11 protein-coding genes and 1 riboswitch are annotated in these 11560 nt (G+C 60.5%); of the genes, 3 read left to right on the plus strand and 8 right to left on the minus strand.

The features are described from left to right. Positions 1-253: 253 nt before the first annotated feature. On the minus strand, positions 254-2647 hold the full coding sequence (gene lon / locus Q0072_RS21340; RefSeq protein ID WP_298333938.1) for an endopeptidase La: 2394 nt from the start codon (positions 2645-2647) through the stop codon (positions 254-256). 259 nt (positions 2648-2906) lie between these two features. Next, positions 2907-3013: riboswitch (SAM-I-IV-variant riboswitch) on the plus strand. Positions 3014-3054: 41 nt separating this feature from the next. On the opposite strand from lon, the gene Q0072_RS21345 reads away from it, so the two are divergent. The 3 genes from Q0072_RS21345 to Q0072_RS21355 all read left to right on the plus strand — a co-directional run bounded on the left by Q0072_RS21345 (position 3055) and on the right by Q0072_RS21355 (position 5187). Continuing rightward, positions 3055-4119, plus strand: coding sequence for a low specificity L-threonine aldolase (locus tag Q0072_RS21345; protein ID WP_298333940.1), 1065 nt, complete (start codon positions 3055-3057; stop codon positions 4117-4119). A 122-nt stretch (positions 4120-4241) separates the two neighbouring features. Next, on the plus strand, positions 4242-4511 hold the full coding sequence (locus Q0072_RS21350; RefSeq protein ID WP_290794963.1) for a hypothetical protein: 270 nt from the start codon (positions 4242-4244) through the stop codon (positions 4509-4511). 172 nt (positions 4512-4683) lie between these two features. After that, positions 4684-5187, plus strand: a complete 504-nt coding sequence (locus Q0072_RS21355; protein ID WP_298333942.1) for a cytochrome c family protein — start codon at positions 4684-4686, stop codon at positions 5185-5187. A gap of 78 nt (positions 5188-5265) precedes the next feature. Here Q0072_RS21355 and gmk read toward each other — a convergent pair whose 3' ends face one another. The 7 genes from gmk to fabD form a co-directional block, all read right to left on the minus strand. Continuing rightward, positions 5266-5907, minus strand: coding sequence for a guanylate kinase (gene gmk, locus Q0072_RS21360; RefSeq protein ID WP_013480255.1), 642 nt, complete (start codon positions 5905-5907; stop codon positions 5266-5268). Position 5908: 1 nt separating this feature from the next. Further along, complete coding sequence (locus tag Q0072_RS21365) at positions 5909-6799, minus strand: YicC/YloC family endoribonuclease (protein ID WP_298333944.1); 891 nt, start codon at positions 6797-6799, stop codon at positions 5909-5911. Next, positions 6796-7854 (minus strand): endolytic transglycosylase MltG, encoded by a 1059-nt coding sequence (mltG, locus tag Q0072_RS21370; protein ID WP_298333946.1) that lies wholly within the window; start codon positions 7852-7854, stop codon positions 6796-6798. The genes Q0072_RS21365 and mltG overlap by 4 nt, the downstream gene beginning before the upstream one ends. A 1-nt stretch (position 7855) precedes the next feature. Then, complete coding sequence (fabF, locus tag Q0072_RS21375; protein ID WP_298333948.1) at positions 7856-9139, minus strand: beta-ketoacyl-ACP synthase II; 1284 nt, start codon at positions 9137-9139, stop codon at positions 7856-7858. Between the two features lie 92 nt (positions 9140-9231). Further along, a complete protein-coding gene (locus tag Q0072_RS21380; protein ID WP_013480251.1) occupies positions 9232-9471 on the minus strand; it encodes an acyl carrier protein in 240 nt (79 codons plus the stop codon). 171 nt (positions 9472-9642) lie between these two features. Further along, positions 9643-10383, minus strand: coding sequence for a 3-oxoacyl-[acyl-carrier-protein] reductase (fabG, locus tag Q0072_RS21385; RefSeq protein WP_298333950.1), 741 nt, complete (start codon positions 10381-10383; stop codon positions 9643-9645). 180 nt (positions 10384-10563) lie between these two features. Next, the gene (gene fabD / locus Q0072_RS21390; RefSeq protein WP_298333952.1) at positions 10564-11508 is read right to left on the minus strand and encodes an ACP S-malonyltransferase; all 945 of its coding nucleotides are present in this window, start codon (positions 11506-11508) and stop codon (positions 10564-10566) included. Between the last annotated feature and the right edge of the window lie 52 nt (positions 11509-11560).

An 11560-nucleotide genomic window follows, 5' to 3' on the forward strand; every position in this document is an offset into this window, starting at 1 on the left:
GCCCGCCTTGGCGGGCATTTGTGTGAACCGTTCCCTGTCGGACTCAGCGAGTCGTCGGCGGGTGGACCCGATAGAGACTACAAAAACCCCCGCTCGTCAAAAGCGAAATCGCATTTTTTGCACTGCAAACCGAGTTTTTTTAAGGACTTACACAAAAAAGAGCGAAATTTGAGGCGCTTAGCCAACAAATTTCGCTCTTTATTTTCAACCATTTTGGCGAGTGCACGCCAAAATAGCGTTATCCCTATACGGCTTAATGGGCCGTAAGACCGTCTGCGTCATCCGCAGCGGGCACCGCGGGGGGCGGAATCACCGGCTCTACCCACTCGATAGATTCGAGCGGCCGGGTCAGGGCGTGGGTCAGAACCTGCTCGACATGGCTGACCGGAATGATCTCCAGACCGGCCTTCACATTCTCAGGTAGTTCGGTCAGGTCCTTCTCGTTCTCCTTGGGGATCAGCACCGTCTTAACGCCCGAACGCAGGGCCGCCAGCAGCTTTTCCTTGAGGCCTCCGATGGCCAGTACGCGGCCACGCAGGGTGATTTCGCCGGTCATGGCGATATCCTTGCGCACCGGAATACCGGTCAGGACCGAAACCATGGCCGTAACCATGGCCACGCCGGCCGACGGACCATCCTTGGGCGTAGCACCTTCGGGCACGTGGACGTGGACGTCGGTGCGTTCAAAGACCGGCGGAAGGATGCCGAACTTCGGCGCCAGCGCCTTAACGTAGGAATTGGCCGCCGAAACGGATTCCTTCATCACGTCCTTGAGGTTACCGGTGACCTTCATATTGCCCTTACCGGGCATCTTGATGGCTTCGATGGTCAGGATGTCGCCGCCGAATTCAGTCCAGGCCAGACCCGTGACGATACCAACCTGATCGGTCTCATCGGTTTCGCCATAGTGGAATTTGCGCACGCCGGCATATTTGGCCAGACGCGCCTCATCCACCGTGATCGAGCTGACCTTTTCACGCGCCAGGTCACGGATGGTTTTACGCGCCAGATTACCCAGTTCGCGCTCCAGCGACCGCACGCCCGCCTCGCGGGTGTAGTAGCGGATCAGGTCGCGGATGGCCTGTTCCGGCACGATCCATTCGTCGCCTTTCAGGCCGTGATCCTTGGCCAGAGACGGCAGGATGTGGCGCTTGGCGATTTCGACCTTCTCGTCCTCGGTATAGCCGGGGATGCGGATGATCTCCATGCGGTCCAGCAAAGGCTGCGGCATGTTGAGCGAATTGGCCGTCGTCACGAACATGATCTTGGACAGGTCGTAATCGACCTCCAGATAATGGTCGTTGAAGGTCGAATTCTGCGCCGGGTCCAGCACTTCGAGCAGGGCCGAAGCCGGGTCACCGCGCCAGTCGGCCCCCATCTTGTCGATTTCATCGAGCAGGAAGAAGGCATTGGTGGTCTTGGCCTTCTTCATCGACTGGATGATCTTACCCGGCATGGAGCCGATATAGGTGCGGCGGTGGCCACGGATTTCCGATTCGTCGCGCACGCCGCCGAGGCTGATGCGCACGAATTCGCGGCCCGTTGCCTTGGCGATGGACTTGCCCAGGCTCGTCTTACCGACGCCCGGAGGCCCCACAAGGCACAGGATCGGGCCTTTCAGCGTCCCCATGCGCGCCTGCACGGCCAGATGCTCCAGGATGCGCTCCTTGACCTTCTCAAGTCCGTAATGGTCGGCATCCAGCGTGTCTTCGGCCTTGCTGAGGTCGATCGGCTTGGGTTTGGATGCACCCCAGGGGATGGCCAGCAGCCAGTCGAGATAGTTGCGCACGACGGTCGATTCGGCCGACATGGGCGACATGTGACGCAGCTTGTTCAGCTCCGACATGGCCTTGGCGCGTGCTTCCTTGCTCAGCTTGGTCGCCTTGATCTTCTTTTCGAGTTCGAGAATCTCGTCCTTGGCGTCGTCCTGCTCACCCAGCTCGCGCTGAATGGCCTTCATCTGCTCATTGAGGTAATATTCGCGCTGGGTCTTTTCCATCTGGCGCTTGACGCGCGAACGGATCTTCTTTTCGACCTGAAGGACGCTGATCTCACCTTCCATCAGGGCATAGATCTGCTCCAGACGCTTGGCGACCGCCAGTTGCTCCAGAAGCTGTTGCTTCTCGCCGATCTTGATGACCAGATGCGCGGCAATCGAGTCGGCCAGCACGTCGGCTTCCGACACTTCGGCCAGAGCCTGAAGCGCTTCCGGCGGAATTTTCTTGTTGAGCTTGATATAGTTTTCGAACTGGTCGGTGACGGCGCGCACCAGCGCTTCGAGGTCCGGGCCCTGCGTTACAGCGGGTTCCAGCGCATAGGCTTCGGCCTCATAGAACTCGCTGCGGCCGGTAAAGCGTTTGATCTTTGCGCGCGACTTGCCTTCGACCAGTACCTTGACCGTGCCGTCGGGCAGTTTCAGCAATTGCAGCACATTGGCCAGCACGCCGATATCGTAGATGGCGTCGGCTTCGGGATCATCGTCACCAGAATTTTTCTGGGTAGCCAGCAGGATCTGCTTGTCGCCCTTCATCACCTCATCGAGCGCCTGCACGGACTTCTCGCGTCCGACAAACAGCGGCACGACCATGTGCGGGAACACCACAATATCCCTCAAAGGCAATACGGGTATGGTCAGAACATCAAACATTACTTACTCCTGAGCCGGACAGCGCGCCTCGCCAAGGGCGTCCAACGACCACCCTGCGTAAAGAAAAAGGGCGCGTTCTCCGGATATATACGCGCAATGTCTGCGCAGGGGTTCACCATTCACCTTAGACGATTCCTCGGCTGAACCTAGGCTGAATGTGGGACTTTCCCACCCATATTCAAGGGAGGTCGGATCAGGCCGCGCCACCGGTTTCCGCAGAAACTTTCGCTTGCGCAAGCGGTTATGAACGGCTATGGCGAAACGGCATCCAGAGTTAAGCGACGCGCTTAACGCCAACCTGCCCTTCCCGGCAAGGTGGCGTCCGGAAACGGAGATGCGGCCAAACCGGCAATTAACGGGACCAAGGCTCATGCGTCGCAAAACTCATTCCATCTGAGAGACGCCCCATGCCGGACACCGCCCTGCCCCTAACGACCTTAGCGCCGCAGCAATTCGCCAGTGACAACTATGCCGGCATCTGCCCCGAAGCGTGGAACGCCATGCACGAGGCCAATGCCGGCTCGGTCCCCGCCTATGGCGACGACCCCTGGACGCAGCGCGCTGCCGACGCCCTGCGCGACCTGTTTGAGCATGAGGCCGAGGTCTTCTTCGCCTTCAACGGCACGGCGGCCAATTCGCTGGCCCTGGCGTCCCTATGTCAGTCCTATCACAGCGTCATCTGCTCGGCCTCGGCCCACGTCGAGACTGACGAGTGCGGCGCGCCGGAATTCTTCTCCAACGGTTCCAAGCTGCTGGTGGCGGCATCGACGGACGGTAAGCTAACCCCGGACGCCATCCGCGCGCTGGCCACCAGCCGCTCTGACATCCACTTCCCCAAGCCGCGCGCCGTCACCATCACCCAGCCGACCGAAACCGGCCTCGTCTATTCTATCGACGAAGTGAAGGCCATTTCTGCCGTGTGCCGGGAACTGGGTCTGCGTCTGCACATGGACGGGGCGCGTTTTGCCAATGCCTGCGCCGCGCTCAACTGTAACCCGGCGGACATCACGTGGAAGGCAGGGGTCGATGTTCTGTGCTTCGGCGGCACCAAGAACGGCATGGGCGTGGGCGAGGCCATTCTGTTTTTTGATCGCGGTCTGGCGCAGGATTTCGACTATCGCTGCAAACAGGCCGGGCAACTGGCGTCCAAAATGCGCTTTCTGGCCGCGCCGTGGCTGGGCATGATCAAGGACGGCGCGTGGCTGAGGAACGGTCAGCACGCCAATGCCTGCGCCCGTCGTCTGGCCGACAAAATTTCTGGTTTGCCGGAAATAGAGCCCATGTTTGCCGTGCAGGCCAATGCGGTCTTCCTCAAGGCGCCGGAGAACGTGCTGGACGCTCTGCGCGCCAAAGGCTGGCGCTTCTACACCTTCATCGGCGGCGGAGCGCGCTTTATGTTCGCCTGGGACGCTGACCCGGCGCGAGTGGATCAACTGGCCGCCGATATTAAAAAAGCGTCTGAAAACAAATAACCCGGCGCATTTTCTGAGATTTCACTTGCGGTCTCGGCGAACCACCTGCGGCATTGCGCGCATTGATTATTTACCGGGCCGGGCGCATCCTGATCGCTCAACCACAAGATGGGAGATGGATCATGCCCGGACTGGCCTACCGCTTTTTCGACAATAATACTGGTGAAGAGGTGTTCGCCTCGGACGATTTCGACTTTGCCGCCATGCCGACGGTCAATCACCTGATCCGCGATCCGGAACTGGTGGCGCGCTACGGCGGCCCGGCGGTCATCAATCGCATCGAACAAGGAGAGGTGAACAAGGCGGGTGCCGTCGAATACCGCATCTTTATCGACGGCTCTGAGGAGCGCCTGAATTCGCAGGACATCGACGAGAATTACCGACGCTCCTGAGCTTTTCTTTGTAAGACACTGATTTTAAAAAGCCGTGCCCAATGGAGGGCGCGGCTTTGTTCTGTCGGGACGCCTCCTGCTGCGGCAAGGCGTCACATCTATCCACAGCGTCACCTCTCGCCAAAGGGCCCACCGTCGGCTAAACGCTTGACGTGAAGCCATGGAGACTTTGATGCGCGCAGCCCTGTTTTTTGCCCCCCTGACCCTTGCCCTGTGTCTGTCAGGCTGCGGCGACAAACCCGCAGAGACGGCAAGCGAAACCGCTGCACCGCAAACCAGTGTGCCTGCGGTTCAGGGACCGTCCGAAGCGGAAAAAGCGGCCAAACTCGCCGCCCTGCCCGCCCCCTACAATACGGCTGATCTCAAGGCGGGTGAGAAGGCGTGGACCAAGTGCCGCTCGTGCCATACGCTGGTCGAAGGCGGGGCCAATATGGTCGGCCCCAACCTCTATGGCATCTTCGGCCGCAAATCAGGCAGCAAGGCCGATTATCAGTATAGCGACGCGATGAAGGGCCGCAACGCCGTGTGGGACTTTGCCACGCTCGACGACTATATCACCCACCCGCAGACAACCGTACCCGGCACCAAGATGGGCTTTATGGGGATTAAGGACGAGGCGGAGCGCCACAATCTGATCGCCTATCTCAAGGTCGAAACCAGCCCGGCCCAGAAGTAAGCAAAAAGCCCTCCGAACCGTTCGGAGGGCTTTATAGTTCCGGGGTGAAGGGGGCCGTGCCCCCTTCCTTTTTTGAACTTAAAGTGGCTCACTCATCAATTCATCGACGAACGGGGCGATCCACAGACCGCGTGAACGGCGCGCCGTTTCTGAATGATAGATATGCACCAGTTCGGCATAGGATCGGTCGAAATCGTCATTCAGAATAACGTAGTCGTATTCCGCCCAGTGCGCGATCTCGCCCTTGGCGCGGCTGAGACGGCGCTGGATTACGTCGTCGGCGTCCTGCGCGCGGGCATAGAGGCGGCGCTTCAGTTCTTCCATCGACGGCGGCAGGATGAAGACACGCACCACGTCCGACGGCGCCTTGGCCGAGATACGCTGCGCCCCCTGCCAGTCGATGTCGAACAGCACGTTCTGTCCCTGAGACAAGGCTTTTTCCACCGGTTCGCGCGGCGAGCCATAACGGTGGTCGTGCACGGCCGCCCATTCCAGCAGGGCGTCGTTTTTAACCAGATCATCCATCGCCGCGTCGCTGATGAAGTGATATTCGCGGCCATCCTTTTCACCGGGACGCGGTGAGCGGGTGGTAACCGAAATCGACAGATCGAGATCGGCGTGATCGGCCATCAGGCGGCGGCACAGCGAGGTCTTGCCCGCGCCCGAAGGCGAGGAAACGATCAGCATAAGGCCGCGGCGAAGACGTTGGGAATTAGGCATATTACTCTACGTTTTGAACCTGTTCTCGGAACTGGTCGATAACCGACTTTAACTCCAGACCGACCTTGGTCAGGTCGCTGAAGGCGGCTTTCGAACAGAGGGTATTGGCTTCGCGCATGAATTCCTGCGACAGGAAGTCGAGCTTGCGCCCTTGCGACTGGCTGTCGCTGAGGAGCGTGTGCGCGGAGGCGATATGGGTGCGCAAACGATCCAGCTCCTCACGCACATCGGCCTTGACGGCCATGACGGCGGCTTCCTGAAGGATGCGCTCCTGAAGGTCGGCCCCAGTTTCACCATTGGCCAGAAGCTCATTCAGACGCCGGGTGAAGCGTTCGCGGATCACTTCGGTCTGCTGCGCCGCCAGCGCCTCGGCCCGATCCACGGCATCGGTCATGGCGCTCAGGTGCTGGGTCAGCACCTCAAACAGCGCCCGCCCCTCGTCCTGACGCGCAGTCTTCAGATGTTCCAGCACCGCCCCCAGATCGGCCAACAGGGGCGCTTCCAGCACCGCCACGTCGGTATCGGTTTCCGCACTGGCCGCCTCGATGACCCCGCGCAGGGACAGGAGCCCATCCAGCGACGGCATGGTCGCCTGACCGGCCTGCATAAGGCCCTGCCCCACTTCGAGATACTGGTTGAGGACAGCGTGATTGACACTATAGCCCGTCTGGACCTCGGTCGTCTGGATGCTGAGGTTCAGCGACACCTGACCGCGCTGAAAACGCTGCTTGACCAGATCGCGCGCCGCCCGCTCCACATAGTCATAGCCTGAGGGCACGCGCGTTTTGAGGTCCAGAGACCGCCCGTTGACCGAACGCACCTCATAGACCCAGGCGACCGTCCCATGATGGCCTTCCACCCGGCCGAAGCCGGTCATGCTCGACAGGGTCATTTACCGGTGTCCTTAACGGGTTGGGCCGAAGAGGGGGTGGTTTGCGCCTCAATCTGACGCCATTTGGCGACGTTGATCAGGTGCTGCTCGTAGGTTTCGGCGAAAACATGCCCGCCCGTGCCATCAGCGACGAAATAGACGTCCTTGCTCGGCGGCGGGTTGAGCACGGCCTTTAAGGATTCCTTGCCCGGATTGGCGATCGGCGTGACGGGCAAACCGTCGATCAGATAGGTGTTCCACGGGCTGGGCGTATCCAGTTCGGAGCGTTTCAAACCGCGCCCCAAAGGCTCACCCTTGGACACCGCATAGACCACGGTCGGGTCCGATTGCAGGCGCATCCCCTGACGCAGACGGTTGACGAAGACGGCCGCGACCTTTGGGCGCTCATTGGCCAGACCCGTTTCCTTCTCAACCACCGAAGCGAGGATCAGGGCCTCTTCCTTGGTCTTCAGAGGCAGGTCCTGTGCACGTGTGGCCCACAGCTCATCGAGCGTCTCACGCCCGGCAGCCAGCATGCGGTCCAGCACCGACTGACGCGTTTCACCAATCTCGTACTGATAGGTTTCGGGCAGAATGGAACCTTCCGGCGGCACCTCGACATCACCGGTCAGGCCCTTGGTCGCCATCAGTATCCGCACTGCCTGAGCCGAGGTGCGCCCTTCGGGAATGGTGATAAAGTGCTGTACGACACGGCCCTCAAGGATCTGATTGAGGACGCCGATCATCGACAGGCGCGACGGAAACTCATAGGTGCCGGCGCGCAAAGCGTTATCACGCCCATCCAGCTTGGCAGCGATACGGAAGAAGGTCACCGAGCGGATAACGCCCTGCTGTTTCAGCTTGCGCGCTATGGCATTGAGCCCCTGCCCGCGTTCGACCGTCACAGCGGTGACATTTCCGGATTTCGCCGAGGGTCCGGGGCCGTAGGTATTGGCAAAAACGAACAGTCCTGCCGCCAGAAGCAGCAGGACGATACCGGACAACAGGCCCGCCACCGGCGCCATCAGACGCCGGTCCTTGCGCCGCGGGGCTGGGCGGGCCTTCTGCTTCGCCATCTTAGTCCACTTTGCCGAGGATCAGGGCCGCATTGGTGCCGCCAAAGCCGAACGAGTTCGACAGGACCTTGTTGATCGTCATCGGCTTGGCCTTATGCGGCACAAGGTCGATGGGGGTTTCATAGGCCGGATTGTCGAGATTGATGGTCGGCGGCGCGATCTGATCACGGATGGCCAGGGCGCAGAAGATAGCTTCGACCGCGCCAGCCCCACCCAGCAGGTGGCCGATGGCCGATTTGGTTGAAGACACCGTGCCGGTGGCCGCGCGCTCGCCCAGAAACTTCTCGATGGCTTTCAGTTCAATGCCGTCGGCCATGGTCGAGGTGCCGTGCGAATTGACGTAGTCGATTTCCTTAGGGTCGATACCGGCATTCTTGGCCGCGGCGACCATGGCGCGGTAGCCGCCTTCGCCGTCTTCGGAAGGCGCGGTGATGTGATAGGCGTCACCCGACAGGCCGTAACCCAGCACTTCGGCGTAGATCTTGGCACCGCGCGCCTTGGCGTGTTCGTATTCTTCGAGCACCACAATGCCCGCGCCTTCGCCCATGACGAAGCCATCACGGTCCTTGTCGTAGGGGCGCGAGGCCTTGGTCGGCTGATCGTTGAAGGCGGTGCAAAGGGCGCGGCAGGCGATAAAGCCCGCAATACCGATGGGAACGATGGCCGATTCGGCACCGCCCGCGACCATCACATCGGCATCGCCGCACTTGATCAGGCGGGCCGCATCACCGATGGCGTGCGCGCCGGTGGCGCAGGCGGTGACGACCGAATGGTTCGGTCCCTTCAGGTGATGACGGATCGACACCTGACCGGAAGCCAGATTGATCAGTGAGGACGGGATGAAGAAGGGCGAAATGCGCTTCGGACCTTTGGCCTGAAGTTCCAGCGCCGTATCGGCGATAATGCCAAGACCACCGATGCCCGACCCGATCATGACGCCGGTGCGTTCCTGATCTTCGGTGCTTTCGGGGTGCCAGTTGGCGTCGTTCAGCGCTTCATCGGCCGCCGCGATAGCGTACAGGATGAAGTCATCGACCTTGCGCCGTTCCTTGGGCGACAGGACCGTGGACGGATCAAACGAGCCTTCGACGTCAGGGCCGCCACCGCCGCGGCCATCGACCGTCGGGACTTCGCAGGCCACCGTGCAGGCGTAGTCTGTGGTATCAAAGGCGGTGATGTTTCCGGCCCCCGACTGCCCGTCGAGCAGACGCTTCCACGAAATATCCACACCCGCGCCCAAAGGCGACAATAGACCCAAACCGGTGATGACGACGCGACGAACCATGTAAAATCAGCCCTGTTATGCAAATAGCAGAAGGGCGCGGCTTCGATGCGGCACAGACCGTCGAAACCACGCCCTCAATCCGGTAATTCAGATTAAGCGGAGAGCTTTTCCTGAATGTAGTTGACGGCGTCGCCAACGGTCAGGATGTGCTCAGCCGAGTCATCAGGAATTTCGATGTCGAATTCTTCTTCGAAAGCCATGACCAGCTCAACGATGTCGAGGCTGTCGGCTTCCAGATCGTCGATGAAGCTCGCCTTCTCCGTGACCTTATCCGGATCAGCATCCAGATGATCAATCACAATCTTGCGAACACGTTCAAGAACTTCAGACATATCAGGCCCTCTAACAGGTTATATAAACACGACCCAAAGCGGCTTATGGCTTTGCAGGGGCCGGGTATCGGAATCTAAGCCAACTGCCTTTTATGCACACACTGTGCAGGTTTCAAGCCATTTTCAGCGGCCCGAAAGGCAGTCTTTCACAACAAAGACGTGATGGCGGGGTTAAATCATCACCATGCCGCCGTTCACATGCAGGGTTTGACCCGTCACGTAACCGGCTTCATTGCTGGCGAGATAGACGGCGGCGGCGGCAATATCAGCCCCTTCACCAAGGGCACCGGCCGGGATTTTCGACAGGATGCCTTCGCGTTGCTGCTCATTGAGCACATCGGTCATCGGTGAAGCGATGAAGCCCGGCGCGATGCAGTTGACGGTGATGTTGCGAGACGCGACTTCCTGCGCCAGCGCCTTGGAGAAGCCGATCATACCCGCCTTTGAGGCCGCGTAGTTGGTCTGGCCCGCATTGCCCATGACGCCCACCACCGAGGTGATGCCGATGATGCGTCCATGGCGGCGCTTCATCATGCCCTTCACGGCGGCGCGTGACAGGCGGAAGTAGGATTCGAGGTTGACCTTGATCACCGCTTCCCAGTCCTCATCCTTCATACGCAGGATCAGGCCGTCCTTGGTGATACCAGCATTAGCCACAAGGATGTCGAGCGGTGAGCCAGCCGCTGCCTCGGCTTTGGCGATCAGACCATCGACCTGTGCCGGGTCCGACAGGTTGCAGGTCGCGACGGAGGCCCCTTCGCCCAGTTCGGCGGCCAGTTCCTGAAGCACGGCCTCGCGCGTGCCAGACAGCACGACCCTGGCGCCTTGTTTATGCAGGGCGCGGGCAATCTGCGCCCCCAGCCCACCAGTGGCTCCGGTCACAAGCGCCGTCTTGCCGGTCAATTCAAACATAGGTGTCTCCTGTGAGAAGGATGGGATTGGCCACGAAAAACACGAAAAGCAAGAAAGGTCTGCGTCATCTATCGCGCCCGAAGGGCCATAAAACAACAGGTGGCGCGAAGGTGTGAGAGCGCTGCACGCCTGAATTCAACCCGCCTTTTAGTTTTTTTCGTGCTTTTCGTGGCTAAAAACTTAAAGACTTTTGGCAAACGCCTCAAACTCCGCCGCGCTGTTCAGCGCCACGGCCTCGGATTCGGGGGCCCGACGCTTGATCATGCCGGTCAACACCTTGCCCGCACCCAGCTCGGCAAACTGCGTCACGCCGCCGTCCTGCGCCAGCCATTGCACCGACTCGCGCCAGCGCACGCGCCCCGTCACCTGCTCAATCAGCAGCGGCGCGAACTGCGCCTTATCGCCGACGGGCTGGGCTGTGACATTGGCCACCAGCACGGACTTCGGGTCATGGAAGGTGGTTTTGGACAGGGCCTCAGCCATTTCTTCGGCCGCCGACTGCATCAGCGGGCTGTGGAAGGGGGCAGACACATTGAGCAGCATGGCCTTGGCGCCGAGTTCCTTGGCCTTTTCGACGGCCAGATCGACGGCTGCTTTTTCGCCGGAGATGACCACCTGACCGGCATTGTTGTCGTTGGCCACGACGACCACGCCGGCGGCACGTCCGGCTTCGCAGGCGGCTTCGGCCAGGGCCAGATCGGCCTTGGCCCCGATCAGGGCCGCCATAGCCCCCTGCCCCACCGGCACGGCGCGCTGCATGGCCTGACCGCGCAACTTCAGGAGCCTGGCGGCGTCCGCAAGCGTCAGCACCTCCATCGCCGCCAGCGCCGAATATTCACCGAGCGAGTGTCCGGCGCAGAAGGCGGCCTTCGACACATCGACGCCGAAATCGGCCTTCAGCACGCGCACAACGGCGAGCGAAACTGCCATCAGGGCGGGCTGAGCGTTTTCGGTCAGGGTCAGGTCGGCTTCCGGGCCTTCGCGCATCAGCCTGAGCAGGTCCTGCCCCAACACTTCGTTGACTTCGCCGAAGACCTCACGGGCCACCGCGAAATTATCGAACAGCTCGCTCCCCATGCCGACGCTCTGAGAGCCCTGTCCCGGAAAAACGAATGCCAGAGTCATGTAATGCCTTGTCCCGACCAGTTGATTTGAGCGGCATGGGTTAGGGCAATCC

It is taken from the genome of Asticcacaulis sp. (genome assembly GCF_027484505.1).
Lineage (GTDB): Bacteria > Pseudomonadota > Alphaproteobacteria > Caulobacterales > Caulobacteraceae > Asticcacaulis.